20 protein-coding genes are annotated in these 19,176 nt (G+C 52.1%); 16 read left to right on the forward strand and 4 right to left on the reverse strand.

The features are described from left to right. A partial coding sequence (gene rne / locus AC2FCQ_RS20590) for a ribonuclease E (RefSeq protein WP_490658450.1) occupies positions 1–2,737 on the forward strand: 2,737 nt, incomplete at its 5' end. A gap of 62 nt (positions 2,738–2,799) precedes the next feature. Here rne and AC2FCQ_RS20595 read toward each other — a convergent pair. After that, positions 2,800–3,087 carry a putative quinol monooxygenase gene (locus tag AC2FCQ_RS20595; protein WP_209634167.1) on the reverse strand — a complete coding sequence of 96 codons (288 nt, stop codon included), beginning with the start codon at positions 3,085–3,087 and terminating at the stop codon, positions 2,800–2,802. Between the two features lie 224 nt (positions 3,088–3,311). Here AC2FCQ_RS20595 and pyrC point away from each other — a divergent pair, with 224 nt between their 5' ends. From pyrC to AC2FCQ_RS20635, 8 genes are all read left to right on the forward strand, one after another. After that, complete coding sequence (gene pyrC / locus AC2FCQ_RS20600) at positions 3,312–4,358, forward strand: dihydroorotase (RefSeq protein ID WP_209632725.1); 1,047 nt, start codon at positions 3,312–3,314, stop codon at positions 4,356–4,358. A gap of 80 nt (positions 4,359–4,438) precedes the next feature. Then, entirely contained in the window at positions 4,439–4,678 is a 240-nt protein-coding gene (dinI, locus tag AC2FCQ_RS20605; protein ID WP_037423878.1) for a DNA damage-inducible protein I, read from the forward strand. Between the two features lie 136 nt (positions 4,679–4,814). Continuing rightward, positions 4,815–5,093: a hypothetical protein gene (locus tag AC2FCQ_RS20610; protein WP_265554968.1), complete on the forward strand. Its 279-nt coding sequence runs from the start codon at positions 4,815–4,817 to the stop codon at positions 5,091–5,093. A 191-nt stretch (positions 5,094–5,284) separates the two neighbouring features. Beyond that, on the forward strand, positions 5,285–5,539 hold the full coding sequence (gene bssS, locus AC2FCQ_RS20615; protein ID WP_037423884.1) for a biofilm formation regulator BssS: 255 nt from the start codon (positions 5,285–5,287) through the stop codon (positions 5,537–5,539). 143 nt (positions 5,540–5,682) lie between these two features. Continuing rightward, positions 5,683–6,798, forward strand: a complete 1,116-nt coding sequence (gene solA / locus AC2FCQ_RS20620; protein ID WP_404759836.1) for an N-methyl-L-tryptophan oxidase — start codon at positions 5,683–5,685, stop codon at positions 6,796–6,798. A gap of 224 nt (positions 6,799–7,022) precedes the next feature. Next, on the forward strand, positions 7,023–7,649 hold the full coding sequence (locus AC2FCQ_RS20625; protein ID WP_209632722.1) for a helix-turn-helix transcriptional regulator: 627 nt from the start codon (positions 7,023–7,025) through the stop codon (positions 7,647–7,649). 132 nt (positions 7,650–7,781) lie between these two features. Continuing rightward, complete coding sequence (locus tag AC2FCQ_RS20630; RefSeq protein ID WP_209632721.1) at positions 7,782–7,898, forward strand: DUF2770 family protein; 117 nt, start codon at positions 7,782–7,784, stop codon at positions 7,896–7,898. Between the two features lie 4 nt (positions 7,899–7,902). Beyond that, on the forward strand, positions 7,903–8,880 hold the full coding sequence (locus tag AC2FCQ_RS20635) for a zinc-dependent alcohol dehydrogenase family protein (RefSeq protein WP_490307692.1): 978 nt from the start codon (positions 7,903–7,905) through the stop codon (positions 8,878–8,880). Here AC2FCQ_RS20635 and AC2FCQ_RS20640 read toward each other — a convergent pair. Beyond that, positions 8,867–9,919, reverse strand: a complete 1,053-nt coding sequence (locus AC2FCQ_RS20640) for an AI-2E family transporter (RefSeq protein ID WP_490307693.1) — start codon at positions 9,917–9,919, stop codon at positions 8,867–8,869. The genes AC2FCQ_RS20635 and AC2FCQ_RS20640 overlap by 14 nt on opposite strands. A 425-nt stretch (positions 9,920–10,344) precedes the next feature. On the opposite strand from AC2FCQ_RS20640, the gene AC2FCQ_RS20645 reads away from it, so the two are divergent. Continuing rightward, positions 10,345–10,899 carry a cytochrome b gene (locus tag AC2FCQ_RS20645; RefSeq protein WP_404759838.1) on the forward strand — a complete coding sequence of 185 codons (555 nt, stop codon included), beginning with the start codon at positions 10,345–10,347 and terminating at the stop codon, positions 10,897–10,899. A 23-nt stretch (positions 10,900–10,922) separates the two neighbouring features. After that, positions 10,923–11,501, forward strand: coding sequence for a YceI family protein (locus AC2FCQ_RS20650; RefSeq protein ID WP_265554978.1), 579 nt, complete (start codon positions 10,923–10,925; stop codon positions 11,499–11,501). Positions 11,502–11,538: 37 nt separating this feature from the next. On the opposite strand, the gene trhO is transcribed toward AC2FCQ_RS20650, so the two are convergent. Beyond that, positions 11,539–12,609: an oxygen-dependent tRNA uridine(34) hydroxylase TrhO gene (gene trhO, locus AC2FCQ_RS20655; RefSeq protein ID WP_490307694.1), complete on the reverse strand. Its 1,071-nt coding sequence runs from the start codon at positions 12,607–12,609 to the stop codon at positions 11,539–11,541. A 209-nt stretch (positions 12,610–12,818) separates the two neighbouring features. Here trhO and AC2FCQ_RS20660 point away from each other — a divergent pair, with 209 nt between their 5' ends. Beyond that, entirely contained in the window at positions 12,819–13,916 is a 1,098-nt protein-coding gene (locus AC2FCQ_RS20660; RefSeq protein ID WP_265554980.1) for an NADH:flavin oxidoreductase/NADH oxidase, read from the forward strand. An 18-nt stretch (positions 13,917–13,934) separates the two neighbouring features. On the opposite strand, the gene AC2FCQ_RS20665 is transcribed toward AC2FCQ_RS20660, so the two are convergent. After that, positions 13,935–14,096 carry a histidine kinase gene (locus AC2FCQ_RS20665; protein ID WP_209632714.1) on the reverse strand — a complete coding sequence of 54 codons (162 nt, stop codon included), beginning with the start codon at positions 14,094–14,096 and terminating at the stop codon, positions 13,935–13,937. Between the two features lie 275 nt (positions 14,097–14,371). Here AC2FCQ_RS20665 and AC2FCQ_RS20670 point away from each other — a divergent pair, with 275 nt between their 5' ends. The 4 genes from AC2FCQ_RS20670 to AC2FCQ_RS20685 all read left to right on the forward strand — a co-directional run bounded on the left by AC2FCQ_RS20670 (position 14,372) and on the right by AC2FCQ_RS20685 (position 19,139). Continuing rightward, positions 14,372–15,292: a Kdo(2)-lipid IV(A) acyltransferase gene (locus AC2FCQ_RS20670; protein WP_037423910.1), complete on the forward strand. Its 921-nt coding sequence runs from the start codon at positions 14,372–14,374 to the stop codon at positions 15,290–15,292. A gap of 101 nt (positions 15,293–15,393) precedes the next feature. Then, entirely contained in the window at positions 15,394–15,678 is a 285-nt protein-coding gene (locus AC2FCQ_RS20675) for a YciI family protein (protein WP_209632713.1), read from the forward strand. Positions 15,679–15,873: 195 nt separating this feature from the next. Continuing rightward, on the forward strand, positions 15,874–17,112 hold the full coding sequence (gene mdtG / locus AC2FCQ_RS20680) for a multidrug efflux MFS transporter MdtG (protein ID WP_209632712.1): 1,239 nt from the start codon (positions 15,874–15,876) through the stop codon (positions 17,110–17,112). A gap of 473 nt (positions 17,113–17,585) precedes the next feature. Further along, positions 17,586–19,139, forward strand: a complete 1,554-nt coding sequence (locus tag AC2FCQ_RS20685; protein ID WP_265554985.1) for a peptide MFS transporter — start codon at positions 17,586–17,588, stop codon at positions 19,137–19,139. Positions 19,140–19,176 lie beyond the last annotated feature (37 nt).

Genomic DNA, 19,176 nt, shown 5'->3' on the forward strand with positions numbered 1-19,176 from the left:
CCGCGACTATCTGCGCCCAGACATCGGCGAAATCCTGATCGACAATCCCAAAATTCTCGATCTGGCCAAAGAGCACATTGCTGCCTTGGGTCGCCCGGATTTCAGCAGTAAAATCAAACTGTACAGCGGTGAGATCCCTCTGTTCAGCCACTACCAAATCGAATCTCAAATCGAATCCGCTTTCCAGCGTGAAGTGCGCCTGCCTTCCGGCGGCTCGATTGTTATCGACTCCACCGAAGCACTGACCGCTATCGATATTAACTCCGCGCGTGCAACTCGTGGCGGCGATATCGAAGAAACGGCGTTCAACACTAACCTGGAAGCCGCGGACGAGATCGCTCGCCAGTTACGCTTGCGTGACCTCGGCGGCCTGATCGTTATCGACTTTATCGATATGACCCCGGTTCGTCATCAACGTGAAGTGGAAAACCGCCTGCGTGATGCCGTTCGTCAAGACCGCGCGCGTATCCAAATCGGTCGCATTTCCCGTTTCGGCCTGCTTGAGATGTCGCGTCAGCGCCTCAGCCCGTCGTTAGGCGAATCCAGCCATCACGTCTGCCCACGCTGTAACGGCACCGGCACCATCCGTGATAACGAATCACTGGCTCTGTCCATTCTTCGTCTGATCGAAGAAGAAGCGCTGAAAGAAAACACCAAAGAAGTTCACGCTATCGTGCCAGTTCAGGTTGCTTCTTACCTGCTGAACGAAAAGCGTGAATCGGTGAGCGCGATCGAGAAACGTCAGGGTGGCGTGAAAGCGATCATCGTGCCGAACGATCAAATGCAAACCCCGCATTACTCTGTGCTGCGCGTGCGTAAGGGTGAAGAGACACCAACCCTGAGCTACCTGTTGCCGAAACTGCACGAAGAAGAAATGGCTCAGCCGCTGGAAGATGCTCCGATGGAGCGTAAACGCCCAGAGCAGCCAGCGCTGGCTTCGTTCTCTCTGGCTGCTGACGCACCACCACCGGCTGAAGAACCGGCAGTGGCGAAGTCTACCGCCACCGTTACTGCAACCAAACAAGCCGCGCCAGTTGCTGCAAAACCGGGCCTGTTAGGCCGTCTGTTCGGTGGCCTGAAAGCGCTGTTTGCTGGTGAAGAACAGCCTGTTGTCGAAGCCAAACCCGTTGTTGAAGCGCCGAAGCAAGAAGGTAACGGTGAAAACCGCCGCCAGGATCGTCGCGGTCAACGCCGTCAAGGTACTGGTCGTAAAGAACGCGGTGAGCGTGGCGATCGTCCAGAACGTGGCGAGCGTAAAGAACGTGGTGACAACCGTGATCGCGATAACCGTGAACCGCGTGAAAATCGCGAACCACGTGACAACCGCGAAGGCCGCGAAACACGTGAAGTACGTGATGAACAGCGCCGCAACCGCCGCAATGCGCCACAAGCCACTGCATCGGTCGATGAGCCACAGTCTGAAGAGGCCGCAAAAGCACAGCGTGAAGAGCAGCAACAACGCCGTGAGCAACGTGCCGAGCGTCAGCGTCGTCGTCAGGAAGAAAAACGTCAGGCTCAGCAGGAAGTGGCCGCGCTTGAAAGCGTAGAGACCACCACGGTCAGCACCAGCAATGACGAAGATCTCGAAGAACGTCAGATGCAGAACATGCAGCGCCGTCAGCGTCGTAATCTGCCACAGAAAGTTCGTGTATTGTCTGCGGAAGAAGAACTGCATCGCGCAGCGGAAGAATTATTGGCACCCAAAGCGCCAGTAGCAAAAGCTCAGGACGTGAAGCCTGCCCAGGTTGAAGACAGCGTTAAACTGCTGCCTGAAACCCTCGAGGCGCAGGCCGAAGATGATGCACAAGGTGATAACCGCGCTAACGGCGAAAACGGCATGCCACGCCGCTCACGCCGTTCTCCACGCCACCTGCGCGTCAGTGGTCAACGTCGTCGCCGTTACCGTGATGAGCGTTACCCTACTCAGTCGCCAATGCCATTGGCTGGGGCTTTCGCCTCTCCGGAAATGGCCTCAGGCAAGGTCTGGGTAAGTTACCCTGTCACACAGATTGCGCAAGTGATTGAAGAAGCTGAAGTTCAGGCGGAGGCTATCGAGATCGCTACTGACAATGTCATGGCACCGGAAGCCGTCAGCGTAACCGCACCAGCGGTCGTTGATACCGCCGTACAAGCCGTTAGTGCGCCAGACGTTGCAGTTGAAGCACTTGAAGCAGAAACCCAACCGGTTGTTGAAACCGTTAAGCCGATTATCACGGCTCAGGCTGAAGAAATCACCGCAGCTCCTGTGGTTGAGGCACCGGCCGTAGAAGAAACGGCTGCAGCTGAAGTCGCGCCAGTGGTTGAGGCCGCTCCAGTGGTTGAGGCCGCTCCAGTGGTTGAAGAAGCGCCAACAGTTGAAACTGCCCCAGAGGTGGAAGAAACGCCCGTTGTGGACACCGCAGTGACTACCGTTACTGAAGACACGTTTGTTGCCGAGCAGGCATCCGTGGTCGCAGAACCGGAAGCCGCTGTCGAGCCTGTGCAGACCGTTGTTGCTCCAACCGTTGTTGAAGAAAAAGTGTCTGTTGTACAGCAGCAACCCGCACCGCTGTACAAGCATATCGCAACGGCACCAATGACCAAGGCCCCTGCACCGGATTATGTGCCGGAACAGCAGCAACACAGTGATTGGCAGCGCCCTACCTTCAACTTCGAAGGTAAAGGTTCCGCCGGTGGCCATGCGGCGGCGAACCAAGCCACCGCACCGGCAACCAAACCGCAGCCGGTTAACGATTAACGTAATCTGCTCCGATCAAAAAACCCGCCATAAGGCGGGTTTTTTATTGCAACAAAATCGGCTCAGGCAATTTTCTTCAGGCGTTTGATATCCAGCGAATCAAGTTTGCCATCAAGCTGGCTGACGAATTGCTTAAAATGCTCGGTGGCATTGTGCTTTTCCAATGCCTCTTCGCTTGCCCAGCGTTCAAAAAATACGAAGGTGCCTGGCTGTTCCAATTCGCGGTGCAAATCATATTGCAGGTTACCCAACTCCCGACGGCTTGGTTCGATAATCTCATGTACCGTATCGCTCACTGCAGATACAAATTCAGGTTTCGCCTGTAGGGTCGCAATTACTCGCACTTCCATTTTTTTCTCCCATTCCACATGAATAACCTTGATTACCCGGCAGTTTGCACCCGGGAACCATTAAAATCCTTCTCACTATGCGCCTGATAGCCAATTGATTTCAACTTGCTGTGAACAAACAGATGCATCGCAAGCGCTTTCAGCTTATCCTTACACCCCGGCGTGAATAACCCCCATTATTCGCTTTTATGTAGACCCGTTTCTAACCGCCGGAGCCTTGCAACATGACCGCACAACCTCAAGCCCTGAAAATCCGCCGCCCTGACGACTGGCACATCCATCTGCGCGATGATGACATGCTGAAAACGGTTTTGCCCTATACCAGTCAGGTTTTTGGCCGGGCGATTGTGATGCCGAACCTGGCTCCACCAATTACGACCGTCGATGCCGCCCGCGCTTATCGCGACCGCATTCTGGCAGCAGTCCCTCAGGGGCATAGCTTCACCCCGCTGATGACCTGCTACCTGACGAATTCGCTGGCCGCCACCGAACTGGTCACGGGGTTCGAACAAGGTGTTTTCACTGCCGCCAAGCTGTATCCGGCTAATGCCACCACCAACTCCAGCCACGGTGTCAGCGATGTGAAAGCTATCTACCCGCTGTTCGAACAAATGCAGAAAATCGGCATGCCGCTGTTGATTCATGGTGAAGTGACCGATGCCGCCGTTGATATTTTCGATCGCGAGGCTCGTTTTATTGAGCAGGTTATGGAGCCAATTCGTCAACAGTTCCCAGAACTGAAAATCGTCTTCGAGCACATCACCACCAAAGAAGCGGCCCAATATGTGCAGGAAGGCAATCGATTCCTTGGCGCCACTATCACTCCACAGCACCTCATGTTTAACCGTAACCACATGCTGGTTGGTGGCATCCGCCCGCACCTGTTCTGCCTGCCTATCCTTAAGCGCAACATTCATCAGGATGCATTGCGCAAAGCGGTTGCCAGCGGCTCAGATCGCTTCTTCCTCGGCACCGACTCTGCCCCGCATGCCAAACACCGTAAGGAATCAAGCTGTGGCTGTGCAGGTGTATTCAATGCCCCTAACGCCATCCCGGCCTACGCCAGCGTATTTGAACAACTAGGCGCACTAGAGCATCTGGAAGCATTCTGCTCACTGAATGGCCCGCGTTTTTATGGTTTGCCGGTCAATACCGATTTTATCGAGCTGCAACGCGTCCCGACCACCCAGCCGGAAGAGATCCTCATGGGTGACGAAACGGTAGTGCCCTTCCTGGCAGGAGAGAGCCTGAACTGGTCAGTGAAGGCGTAAGCATCTTTTTTTAACGTAGCCTCTTGCCCCCGGTCGCAGTTAACTGTATAAATATCCAGTAAATCGCTTCGGGGGCAATTATGCGTGTTGAAGTCACTATAGATAAAACCAAACCACTACCGTCAGGGGCCATAGAGGCTCTGACCGGCGAACTGAGCAAGCGAGTCAATCGCCAATTTCCAGACACCGTGGTTCAGGTACGTTATGCCGGCTCAAACGGGCTCTCGGTACTTGGCGGTCTCAAAACAGATAAAGACCTGATCGCAGACATCCTCCAGGAAACCTGGGAAAGTGCTGACGATTGGTTTAGCGCAGAATAATACTGCAATGTAGTTTTTGCCGGGGGTCGCTCTCCGGCTTTTTTGTATTTGAAGCCTGGCGAAGGGGGTTTAATTTTTTGCTGGAAGAAACCCTTTATCTGGTCTGTACTGAATGCTTTAACAGGAGGTATTTGACATGGCCCCAGACAAAGTGAGAAACGAAGAAGCGATGACGTTTGGCGAGTTGCTGGCACTGATCGCCGATCAAAAACGACGTTTAAGCGTGTTGGAAGTGGCATTCTCCTATCTGGCCTTTGGTCTTGATGACAAAGCCAACCAATTGTTAATCCACAGCCTAAAGCTGGAATCGCAAAATCAAAATCGCGATGCCGAAACACAGCAGCACTTTGCCCATCTGGCCTCCGAGTTAGAAAAACGGCTACACCGAAACGCCCCCCCACCTGATCTTACATAGCACCCGGTCTTCCCTCTTTCGCGAGCGAACCTGTAGAATAATCACTCAAATAAATATTTATTTTGCAAAAGAAGGTGGGAAAAGCTCCACCACCGAAACCAGATGCGTATACTGTAATTGCTCACATGATGATGGGCCGCATTGATCCTCGTTAGTCACTCACGGTAGTCACTACTCAATAAGGGGTCTTTATGGACAGAAATGATGAAGTAATTCAGACACACCCGCTTGTTGGTTGGGATATCAGTACTGTCGACGTTTATGACGCCATGATGATACGCCTTCATTACCTGTCTTCACTAGACCAGACACCCGAAGACGCCCAAGTAGACAGAACGCTTTGGCTAACCACAGATGTCGCACGTCAATTAATCAATATCTTAGAAGCTGGCATCGCCAAGATTGAAGCAACGGATTACCAGGACCTTGATCGTAAAAAACACTAGTTCACTCTACCCAAAAGCCTAAGGCGCCAGTATTTATCCCTGGCGCCTTTTTATTTGCCTGTAACTCGTGCAACAAGTGCATTGCGACGCCCAACCTTTTATCATGACGGCATAAGAGAGATGTCACAGAGAGGTTATGGCACGTGGAATATGACTTAATTGTTGTGGGCAGCGGTTCGGTAGGTGCAGCGGCGGGTTACTATGCGACACGGGCCGGCCTTAAAGTATTAATGATAGACAGTGCGATGCCCCCACACCGTAACGGCAGCCACCACGGCGATACGCGCATCATCCGTCATGCCTACGGCGAAGGCGAAAAATATGTTCCGTTGATTCTGCGTGCCCAAGCCTTATGGAACGCACTGATTAAACAAACGGGTGAAGAGTTGTTCCAGGATTGCGGTGTGCTGAACATGGGGCCGGAGCAATCAGAATTTATTCGTAATGCCCAGCACAGCGCGCAAAAATTCCGACTCAATACGCAAAACTTGAGTGCGGAAGAGATAAACCAGCGCTGGCCGGAATTCAATGCACCTGAGGGCTACGTCGGCGTATTTGAGCCGGATGCAGGGTTCCTGCGCTCGGAAAAAGCCATCACCAGCCTGATCAAGCTCGCGAAAGACGCCGGTTGCAGTCAGTTGTTCAATTGCCCAGTCAGTGCAGTGCAGCCTATCGACGGTGGGGTTGAAGTCATTACCGCTGAAGGCCACTTTCAGGGGCGCAAGGCCGTAGTCACTGCCGGTACCTGGGTAAACGCGCTACTACCCCGGCTCCCAGTTACCCCGCTGCGTAAAGTCTTTTCCTGGCATCAGGCCGATGGCCGTTACAGCATCAATAACCGGTTCCCAGCCTTTACTGTCGAAGCGCAAGACGGCAACCATTACTATGGTTTCCCTGCCGATAACGACGGGTTGAAGGTGGGTAAACACGATGGTGGCCAACCTATAGATAAGCCTGAAGAGCGTAAACCTTTTGGCAGTTTTGCCAGTGACGGCACCGAAGTTTTCCATTTCCTGCGCCAATTCTTGCCAGGTGTAGGGGTATGTTTACACGGTGAAGCATGCAGTTATGACATGAGCCCAGATGAGGACTTTATTATCGATACGCTGCCAGGCTGCGATCGCTTAATGGTTATCACTGGCCTGAGCGGCCATGGTTTCAAGTTTGCCAGCGTATTGGGTGAAATTGCTGCGCTGTTTGCCGAAGATAAAACGCCCCCGGTGGACATCCTGCCCTTCTCATTAAAACGCTTTGATTAAGCCCTTCGCTTCACTCAATCGCGCCCGCCACCCGCTGCGGGCGGCGGTTGAGTGCCTAAGTTACAACCAAAAATAGTCATAACAACCTGAAATTAAATGTAAAAAATATTTCAACGGAAATTTCTGTCGTAAGTATCCGGATTTCCGAATTGATCCGCTGTGGTGTAAGTTCTATTTTACAGCTGATATGCCATAGTAATTCTTCGATCAACAAGGACGTCACCATGAAACTGCTTGTCGTGGACGAATGCTGCTTCACTCGGGTCGGAATAGATAACTATTTTACTGACAATGTTTTCGCCCAGGTAAAATGTTGCCACAGCCTTGAACAGGCGACCCCCCTGCTAGATCACTACCGGCCAAGCCACATTCTGGTGAACCTGACCAAACAGTGCCGCCATAGCGAAGATGACGCCCAACTTCAGGCCTTTATTGATGCTACATCATCGGCACTGTTGTTTATTTATCTGGATACCCCCTACCCCTATAGCGAAACGCCAATGCGTATCGCCGACCACGCATTCCTGTTCAATAAAGCCACTCTGCCGGTGACCTTGCGCATGATGCGCGAAAAGCCGGTGTCACTGATGGACTGCAGCGTTGAACATTCGCTGTTCAGCCCACAGGAGCTGACGGTAATGAAGCATTGGATGGCTGAAATGCCCAATTACCGCATCGCGAAAAAACTGCAAATCAGTTCGCATACGGTCTACGTTCACAAACGTCATATCACAGAGAAAATCAATGCCCGCAACCGGCTGGAATTTTATTCACTGTATAACGTGCTGCGCTACTTCTATCCGCCAAGCGTGCCTTCCAGCGCTATGCCACTGTCTTTGATGGCGGTGTAACCAAAGCCTGCGCTAGCAGGCTGCTGTTAATCTTGAGGTATGCCTCTGTCCCACGTTTTGTTCTCTCGACAGTATGAACGCCGGCCGCAAAAATACTATAATCTGCCCGTCCTTACCTTGTGGCCTCTAAGAATGTTAAACAAAATACTGTCGGCGATCGTCAACAACGTGCGCGAACATCTGGTGCTGTATCTCTGTCTATGGCTGGTGTTATTGGTGCTGGACGTCTATTTCTTCTTTATCGCTTAAACGCATGCCATCTCCCCTTCCGCGCCTGTGCTTTCGCCGTTTTGGCAACCCTGAGCAAGTCATTGATTTGGAACACACCCGTCTTCCTGCGCAACAGCCCAACCGCCTGCGTTTACGGATGCATTATGCACCGATCAACCCCTCTGATCTGATCCCAATCCACGGCCAGTATGCACACCGTACCGCCTTGCCTCAGGTACCCGGCTACGAAGGCATGGGCGTTGCTATCGATTCTCATGGTCACTCTACCGATAGGCGGGCGCTGGCGATCATGGGTGATGGCAGTTGGCAAACCTGTGTCACGATTGAACAAGCCAGGGTCGTCTGGGTGCCGGATGATATTGATGATGCCAGTGCAGCACAAATCTATATCAACCCTCTCACCTGTTGGGTATTGCTGACACAGTGGCTGTCACTGAATGCTGGCGACATCCTGTTGCTAAACGCTGGGGGATCGGCAATAAGCTTTCTGTTTTGCCAATTGGCCGCGCTGCGTGGTATCAAATTGATTGTGGTCGTACGCAATACGGCACATCGACAGGCGTTACTGAATGCCGGTGCATGGCGAGTCTACGAAAAGAGTTTGTTGCAGCAATATGAGTTACAGCTACTGACCGGCCATACCGCGAAGGCAGCGATCGACTGTGTTGGTGGTGAGGAGGGTTTACAGCTGGCACGTTCGGTGGGCCCTTCCGGTGATTTTGTCGCCTTGGGGTTACTCAGTGGCCAACAGGTTGACTGGCAACGTATTGCTCAGCAATTGCGGCTGCGTACCTCACTGTTTCATCTGCGCAAGTGGAATGCACAAGCCACACTGACTCAGTGGCAAGCTGCATTCCAGCAGCTTTTTCATTTGGTCCGTAGCGGCCAACTGACCCTGCAGCCCCCAGCAGCAGTCTATCCCCTACGGCACTATAAACTGGCGCTGCAGCATACCGCCGACAGCAAAACGCAGGGGAAAGTCTTCTTTACTCCGGAGTAACCTGTTTTACTGGCTGCCCATCACCGAGAATTACAGCCAATTTGTGCCCGCCTTCGGTGGTCTCCAGTGCGATACGCGTAATAATGGTCAGTGGCACCGACAGCAACATCCCCACTGGCCCCATCAGCCACCCCCAGAAAATCAGAGACAAGAAGACCACCAGCGTCGACAGCCCCAACCCCCGCCCCATAACGCGCGGTTCCAACATATTGCCAATCACCAGGTTGATGGCGATAAAACCCGCAGCCACCACCAGTGCATCGCCAAAACCATTAAACAGCAAAGCCTGGACCAAAGGAGGAACAGCGGCAATCACCGAGCCGATATTGGGAATATAATTTAGCAGGAACGCCAGCAGTCCCCAGATAAACGCAAAACGCACGTCGACCGCAGCCAGAAACCCCCAGACAATAACGCCCGTTGCCAAACTGATTACCGTTTTGATCACCAAATAACGGGTAACGCCATCCAGTGCACGTTGAATATTGACAATACCTTCACTCGGCTTGTCGAGCGCTTGCTGTAATTTGTAAGGCAAGAGTTGTACTTCAAACAGCATAAATACCACTGTCATCAACAGCAGAAATATATTGGTCATTGCCCCTGAAAAACGGCTCAACAGGCGGGTAACCATATTCATGGCCGCACTGGGATCGACATACTGCAACATTGCCTCGGTAGAAATAGTGATATTGGCGCGGTCTGCGTAATGCTGCAGCTCTCCCAGCTTTTCCATCATCATGCCGCGGTACTGCGGTAACGAGCGGGCAAATTCGTTTAGCGAGGCACCCAATATTCCGATGAACAACATCAATATGATGACAACGGCGACCACCAACAAGGTCACGCCCAACACACGCGGTATCCGCCAACGTTCAAGCTGCGTCACGAGCGGATTCAGTACCATAGCGAGGAATACCGCCAGTAAGAATGGCACCACGACATCCGCTGCGGCTTTGACACCCGCGAGAATAATCACCACCATCGCCAGCATAATGGCCAGGCGCAGGCTGCGATCGGTCGACTCTGTTCGGCCCATGACATTTCCTTGCGTTAATAGCGCTGGCCCGACGGACCACCAGATACCCGTTATGTTAGCAAACTCTGCCTCAGCGCAGCACGGGTATTGCAGGTTGGATAGAAAATACCCTTTTTCAAAACATCAACTGAAAATAGTTGGCAATCTTGACTAGGGTTTATTTGTCAAAACCTCTCAGCACATTTACGCAAAATGACAAAAGCTGACAATAATAAATAAATTCGTTATTTTTCAAACCATAACAAAAAATTAATTTACCACAGCATCTATTAACTCCAACTATTTCACTGATTGACTTATCGCTATCTTAACCAAATCCACTGATTGATATTAATAAGAAGTAACATAGTTAAATTTATTATTGATTTTATGTTTCTTAAAGTTTAATTATTGCAGCCAGAAAATGAGGAATGTAAGGAAACGCGATGCTCTGGAAAAATACCGCGAACCGGTTTGGCCATATTTCAGTGCTGATCCACTGGTTGGTTGCGCTGGCGGTGTACGGCATGTTTGCCCTTGGTCTATGGATGGTCACGCTTGGCTATTATGATGTCTGGTATCACCAGGCACCGGAAATCCATAAAAGCATCGGCACGCTGCTGTTTGTCATCATGGTGATCAGAGTGATTTGGCGCTTTGTTTCACCGCCCCCTAAACCGTTGGCCAGTTACAGTCGCTTCACGCGTGTTAGTGCAATCTTGGCGCATTTGGCACTCTACGTGGTGCTGTTCAGCATCCTGATTAGCGGCTACCTGATTTCTACCGCCGATGGCCAGCCTATCAGCGTTTTCGGCTGGTTCGACGTCCCTGCCACCGTCACTGGCATGGCGGAACAGGCCGATACCGCCGGCACTGTTCATCTTTACCTGGCCTGGGCCGTGGTAGTGCTTTCAGTGCTGCACGGTTTGGCTGCGCTTAAACATCACTTCGTTGATCGTGATGTTACTTTGAAACGGATGCTGGGTAGCAGCGCCGATTAACCTTTGGATTTATGGAGATTGCTATGTTAAAGAAAACCGTACTGGGCCTGGCGACAGGCGCACTGCTGCTGAGCGCCGGTTCCGCACTGGCTGCTGACTACAAAATTGACAAACAAGGTCAGCACGCCTTTATCGAATTCCGCATCCAGCACCTGGGTTACAGCTGGTTGTACGGCTCTTTCAAGGATTTTGACGGTGGTTTCACTTTCGACGATAAAGATCCGTCCAAAGACAAGGTGAACGTCACTATCAACACTGCCAGCGTCGATACCAACCACGCTGAGCGTGACAAACACCTGCGCAGTGCAGAATTCCTGAATGTGGAAAAGAACAAACAGGCCAAATTTGAATCCACTGAAGTGAAAAAGAACGGCGAAGGCTATGCGATTGTCGGCAACTTGACACTGAACGGCGTGACCAAACCGGTTACGTTGGACGCCAAGCTGATCGGTCAGGGTAACGACCCATGGGGTGGATACCGCGCAGGCTTCGAAGCCAACGGTAAGATCAAACTGAAAGACTTTGGCATCACTACCGATCTTGGCCCGGCGTCTCAGGACGTAGAGCTGATTATTTCCGTGGAAGGCGTTCGCGCGAAGTAATGCAAAAGCGCGGCAAGACTGCCGCGCTTTTTAGGGCTCAGTTGGCTGAGCCTTTATCTTCTTCCGGTGCAGGAATATGCATCGTGGTCTGCAATAACCCTTTCGACTTATTGAAAATCTTGATGCCGTTCTCACGGCCGGCACGGCGTGCACGCTGCTCTTCACGCGGCAACTTCAGCTCTTCGCGGCAGATCTCGCTGCAACAACCTTCAAATTTAGCGGCACAACTCGGGCACTGAATAAACAGTAAATGGCAGCCATCATTCTTGCAGTTGGTGTGAGTATCACAGGCAGCACCGCACTGGTGGCAGTTGGCAATCACATCATCAGAAATCCGCTCGCCCATACGCTCGTCAAACACAAAGTTCTTGCCGACAAACTTCAGCGGCAGCCCCTGCTCTTTTGCTTTGCGTGCGTACTCGATAATACCGCCTTCTACGTGATAGACGTTTTTAAAGCCGTTATGCAACATATAGGCACTGGCTTTTTCACAACGGATACCGCCGGTGCAGTACATGACAATATTTTTGTCTTTATTGTCCTGCAGCATTTCAACGGCCATTGGCAATTGATCACGGAAAGTGTCTGAAGGCACTTCGATGGCATTCTCAAAGTGGCCGACTTCGTATTCGTAGTGGTTACGCATATCCACAAACAGCGTATCCGGGTCGTCAATCATTTGGTTAACGCGATCGGCCTGCAAATACTCACCGACGTTAGCCGGGTTAAAGCTTTCGTCATCAATACCATCAGCGACAATGCGATCACGCACCTTCAGGCGCAATACCCAGAAGGATTTACCGTCGTCTTCTAGGGCAATATTCAGCCGAACCTGGTCCAGTGCCGGATGCGAAGCAAACAACGCGGCCTTAAACGCCTCAAACTTATTTTGCGGCACGCTGATCTGCGCATTGATGCCTTCTTTAGCCACATAAATGCGGCCGAAGACCTTTAGCTTGTCGAATTGGACATACAGGCTGTCACGAAACGCCTTAGGATCGTCGATGGTGAAATATTTATAAAAAGAAACTGTAGTGCGCGGCTCGGTTTCCGCCAGCATGCGCGCCTTCAGTTCCTCATTAGAAATTCGGTTATGTAACACTGGCATGGTGTACTTTCCTGTCTTTCGGGAGGTGACTGATTTGAACGCGCGCAGGCCGCTGGCCCACGCGCGGCGCACATAATACCCGAAAAATCGGCTCAACACAGCATTAACCCGCTGGCGCTGTTGAGTGCGAAAACTTGACGTTGTTCACGAATCCCGATAAGCCTAAGGAGATCTTACCCACCCTATTTACCACGGACCTGGAGGACATTATGAGTCAGTTATTTACCCCGATTGCGCTGGGGAAACTGAATTTGCCCAACCGTATTATTATCGCGCCAATGTGCCAATATTCAGCCGACAACGGCAAAGCAACACAATGGCATACCATGCATCTGGGTAGCCTGTCATTATCCGGCGCCGGCCTGCTGATTGTGGAAGCCACATCGATAGCTCCCGAAGGCCGTATCACGCCCAGCGATCTCGGTTTATGGGATGACGCCACCGAACTCGCACTGGCTGAGGTGGTGAACGCGGTAAAAAAACACGCCACCATGCCGTTAGGCATTCAACTTGCCCATGCAGGGCGCAAAGCCTCCTGTGCCGTACCTTGGGCTGGCGGTGGACAACTCAGCGCCGCAAACGGAGGCTGGCAAACATTGTCTGCCTCGACCCTGCCCTTTGCCCCACAGGATGAAAAACCGGTGGCAATGAGTCTGGAAGAGATTGAACAGCTCAAAGCGCAGTTCGTTGCGTCGGCAAAACGTGCGGACCGACTCGGTTTTGAACTGATTGAGCTGCATGGCGCGCACGGCTATCTGCTGCATCAGTTTCTTTCACCGCTGTCCAATCAGCGCAACGATCAGTATGGTGGCTCATTGCAAAATCGCATGCGCCTGTTGCTGGAGATTTTCAACGACGTGCGTGCAGTCTTTCCGGCGCACAAGGCGCTCGGTGTACGTATTTCTGCCAGTGACTGGGTTGACGGAGGGTGGGATGAGCAGCAGTCGGTGCTGCTGGCAAAAGCGCTAAAAGAGCTGGGCTGTGACTACATTCATGTGTCCAGCGGGGGGACGTCACCGCTGCAAAAAATCCCGGTTGGACCTAATTATCAAGTCCCTTTCGCCGAAACCATCAAGCGGGAAACCGGGTTGCCGACGATTGCGGTAGGGCTAATCACCGAGCCAGAACAGGCGGAAGCGATTGTCGCTACCGGGCAGGCAGATATGATCGCACTGGCGCGTGGCATCCTTTACAACCCACGCTGGCCATGGCATGCCGCGGCGAAACTGGGTGAGAAAGTCAGTGCACCACCGCAATACTGGCGTTCAGAACCACATGTGTTGAAAGGTCTGTTTAAAAACGCCTGATAAATCCGGGGTGGATGCTCAGTGGCCACCCCGGCATTCAGTAAACCCGGAAGTCACTATTCCCGCCAACAGGACGATTCCTGCCGTGACCAGCAAAGGGTTAAACTGGAGGTGTGCGCCAAGGCTGCCCAACAGCGTTCCCGTGACCAGCAGCCCTACACTTATCCATGATGCCAACATAATACCCCCTAAATAATTGCGCGGGATGATACGCATCTGTCGCTGACAGGCTTTGTCCTTTCGAGCGGTATCGTCGGATTATTCATCAATTGATATCGATTCATCACCGAAAATGATGTTTTAATGCGGTGCCTTTTCACGTTGCGTGAGAAAAATGTCACAATAGTTGGTTATAAACGGCAGAAAAAGAATGCCTGGCAAAATTGCCTTTGGGTGATGGCCCCTGGTATTACTCTGTTATTATTGTCAAATGACTGCTTCTAAGCTGAGAACACATGACTCAAGTTCCTTCTTTTAATCGCTCTTTATTGCACCCACGCTACTGGCTTACCTGGTTCGGCATCGGTTTGCTCTATTTGCTGGTCCTGCTGCCTTACCCCGTCATCTATCGCCTTGGCACCTCGCTGGGTCGTTTCTCCATGCGCTTTCTTAAGCGCCGAGTAGCGATTGCTCAGCGTAACCTGGTGCTGTGCTTCCCAGACATGCCGCAGGCAGAGCGCGATGCATTGGTTGTGCAGAATTTTGAATCTGTCGGTATGGGGCTATTTGAAACCGGTATGGCGTGGTTTTGGCCAAACTGGCGAATCGAGCGCTGGTTCCAGGTCAGTGGACTGGAACATATTCAGAAGGCGAAAGATAACCATCAGGGGGTTTTGCTGATCGGTCTGCATTTTCTGACGCTGGAACTGGGTGCCCGCATATTTGGTATTCACAATCCGGGCATCGGGGTTTACCGGCCGCATGACAACAAACTGATGGACTGGCTGCAGACCTGGGGGCGTATGCGTTCCAACAAGTCCATGTTGGACCGTAAAGACGTCAAAGGCATGATCCGGGCGCTGAAACAAGGTGACATCATCTGGTACGCCCCAGATCACGACTACGGCCCACGCAGCAGCGTGTTTGCTCCCCTGTTCGCCGTGGAAAAAGCCGCCACCACCACGGGTAGCTACGTGTTGGTTCGGATGGGTAAACCCGCCATTATTCCCTTTACTCCACGCCGCTTACCCGATGCAAAAGGGTATGAGTTGATTATGCAGCCGGCGGTGGAAAACTTCCCGCTGGATAATGAGCTCGAAGCTGCCGCTTTTATGAATAAAGTGGTAGAGAAGGAAATCCTGATGGCGCCGGATCAATACATGTGGCTACACCGCCGCTTCAAAACCCGGCCGGAAGGCGAGCCTTCTCTCTATTGACCCCCTAACCCGCCGTTTGGCGGGTTTTTTTATACCGCAGATCTTGAGAAACGTCGGCAACGGTGGGATGGTAAGCCTTTGTTGCTCATCCTGGAGTTGTTATGTACATCGTTAACCTCACCTACCACCGCCCGATAGCAGAAGTGGACAGTCACCTTGAAGGGCATGTCGCCTGGCTGAAGAAATATTTCGAGGACGGCACCTTTATCGCCTCCGGCCGCAAGAACCCACGTACTGGCGGTGTAATCCTGGTGAAAGGCATCGAACGTTCGCAATTGGATGCCATTGTGGCGCAAGATCCCTTCAATGCCGTTGCCCACTATGAGATTACCGATGTCGCCCTCTCGACCACGTCCAAGGGTTTCGAACAGCTCGCCGGGCTTTAAATAGGCTTTTTCCGCGCGCACAGCGCGGAATATTGCCAATACGCTATTTTTAAAACTTTATTTCATTTTCCTCGCATCCCCCACCACATCAATTGATGCCGTCTATAATTAAGCGCATACTTACCAGGCTAACTTTTTTGCTTTGCTCCTTGCCTCCACGCAAAAGCAAAGCGTCCTCCTCAGCAGCAGGCACTTATGGCTTCGGCACCAGACCCCATCAACTGGAAACGCAATCTTTTTGTCACCTGGCTAGGGTGTTTCCTCACCGGCGCCGCATTCAGCCTGATCATGCCTTTCCTTCCGCTTTATGTGGAAACCCTTGGTGTAACCGGTCACGAAGCGCTGAATATGTGGTCTGGATTGGTATTCAGTATTACCTTCCTGTTTTCTGCAATTGCCTCCCCATTCTGGGGGGGATTGGCTGACCGCCGTGGGCGTAAGCTCATGCTGCTACGTTCAGCGTTGGGGATGTCGATTGTGATGCTGTTGATGGGAATGGCGCAAAATATATGGCAGTTTTTGGCGCTACGAGCAGTTCTGGGTCTCCTCGGAGGCTTTATTCCCAATGCTAACGCGCTAATTGCCACGCAGGTGCCAAGAAATCGCAGCGGGTGGGCCTTGGGCACGCTATCGACAGGCGGCGTCAGCGGTGCATTGATTGGGCCACTGATCGGCGGTCTGTTAGCCGATCAGTACGGATTGCGGCCTGTGTTCTATATCACTGCTGCCGTGCTGTTGGTCTGCTTTATCCTGACGCTGCTGTGCGTAAAAGAACAATTCACCCCAGTGCAGAAAAAGGACATGCTGCACGCCCGGCAGGTGTTCGCTGCGCTGAAAAGCCCCAAGCTGATCCTCAGTCTGTTTGTCACAACCATGATTATTCAAATTGCCACCGGGTCCATTGCACCTATTCTGACGCTGTATGTCCGCGATTTAGCTGGCAATATCCATAACCTGGCCTTTGTCAGCGGTTTGATCGCCTCGGTGCCGGGCGTCGCCGCGCTGATGAGTGCCCCCCGGCTGGGCAAACTCGGTGACAGGATCGGTCCAGAACGCATTCTGGTCGTTATGCTGATCGTCTCGGTGTTGTTGCTGATCCCCATGGCCTTTGTGCAAACGCCATGGCAGTTGGGTGTATTACGCTTCCTGCTTGGCGCTGCCGACGGCGCGCTATTACCGGCTGTGCAAACACTGCTGATCTACAACTGTACCAACCAGGTCGCCGGACGGATATTTAGCTATAACCAGTCTTTCCGCGACATCGGCAACGTCAGCGGTCCGCTGTTAGGGGCAGCAGTATCTGCCAGTTATGGCTTCCGTACGGTATTTTGCGTCACTGCTTTGGTGGTGCTATTCAACGCCATTTATTCCTGGTGGTGTTTACAACGGCGTCCGGCACGAATGAGAGAAGATACCCTGCAGGAAGAGCAATAGCTGTATTTATCACCAACTCCCTCACCTAAATGGGTCGATGGCCCGTTTACCCTACTTTTAGTATTGATACCCCATGCTGTCTCTTCTGCAACGACAACAAACACAATCACGTTTTAATTATTTGTTTTTAAACAAATAATAAACTTTTAGCGCAATAAACCACCTGTCAATAACATTCCTTTCCCAACCAACATAAAAACCAGAAAAGTAGATGTTTGTCGACTTTTCATCTAAAAAATGGGATACAGGGACTAGACAAAACCATCATCCAGTTATCAAATGGTTAAATAATATCACGCCCAATGTAAACCATTGGCCAAGTGAAAAAAGACCAACGCGCTTTCCACGGTTAACGGGCGCTGCGGCCGCGGTTTTGTCGGGTAATCCGCACTGGGTGGGTCACCTTCCTTAAATACACATACATACCACAGTATAAGCTGCATCAATGCAGCGCATTTTATTGGGAAGACGTTATGCAATCCTCTGTTAATAAACAAGAAAGTCGGACATTCTTCGGCCATCCCTATCCGCTGGGATCCCTATTCTTTACAGAAATGTGGGAGCGGTTCTCGTTTTACGGTATTCGCCCATTACTGATCCTGTTTATGGCCGCGACGGTCTATGACGGGGGTATGGGTCTCGCACGTGAAAATGCCTCGGCAATTGTGGGTATTTTCGCCGGCAGTATGTACCTTGCCGCCCTGCCGGGCGGCTGGTTAGCAGATAACTGGCTTGGCCAGCAAAAAGCCGTCTGGTACGGCTCGATTATGATCGCCCTTGGTCATCTGTCGATCGCCCTGTCCGCCATCATGGGCAATAACCTGTTCTTCATTGGTCTGATGTTTATCGTGCTGGGTTCCGGTTTATTTAAAACCTGTATCTCGGTGATGGTGGGCACCCTGTATAAAAAAGGCGACAATCGCCGTGACGGTGGCTTCTCGCTGTTCTATATGGGCATCAACATGGGTTCGTTTATCGCCCCGTTGATCTCTGGCTGGTTGATTCGTTCGCACGGCTGGCATTGGGGCTTCGGCATCGGGGGTATCGGTATGCTGGTGGCACTGGTGATCTTCCGCGTCTTTGCGGTACCGGCGATGAAACGCTATGACAGCGAAGTTGGCCTGGACTCAACCTGGAATAGCCCTGTAACCAAGAAAAATGGCGTTGGTGCCTGGTTGATTGCATTGGCCATCGGCGTCGCCGTGGTTGTTACCCTGATTGCCCAAGGCATCATCGTGATTAACCCTGTCGCCGTAGCCAGCATGCTGGTATACGTCATTGCGGCCTCGGTAACCCTGTACTTTATTTACCTGTTCGTGTTTGCCGGCCTTAGTCGCAAAGAACGCGCGCGCCTGCTGGTGTGCTTTATTCTGCTGGTATCTGCGGCGTTCTTCTGGTCCGCTTTCGAACAGAAACCAACATCGTTCAACTTGTTCGCCAACGACTACACCAACCGTATGATTGGCGACTTCGAGATCCCTGCGGTGTGGTTCCAGTCAATCAACGCGCTGTTCATTATTCTGCTTGCCCCGGTGTTTAGCTGGGCATGGCCTGCTCTGGCACGCAATAAAGTGCGCCTGAGCAGCATCACCAAGTTTGTTATCGGTATTCTGTTTGCCGCGGCAGGTTTTGGTCTGATGATGCTGGCAGCACAGAACGTGCTGGGCAATGCTGGCGCAGGCGTATCCCCGCTGTGGCTGGTTGGCAGTATTTTGATGCTGACGCTGGGTGAGCTGTGCCTTAGCCCAATCGGGCTGGCAACCATGACGCTGTTGGCGCCAGAAAGAATGCGCGGCCAGATGATGGGCCTGTGGTTCTGTGCCAGTGCGCTGGGTAACCTGGCCGCAGGCCTGATTGGTGGCCATGTAAAAGCCGACCAACTGGAAATGCTGCCTGACCTGTTTGCCCGCTGCTCTATTGCGCTGTTGATCTGCGCCGCAGTATTGACGCTGCTGATCGTACCGATCCGCCGCATGCTGGAAAATACCCAGGGTAAAAGCGCACAGAAACCGGCAACCAATGCCTGATAACGGTTTCGCTTAACCCTTCAGCCAGCGCCCGGTG

It is taken from the genome of Serratia sp. CoH_134_PS_4, assembly GCF_058190535.1.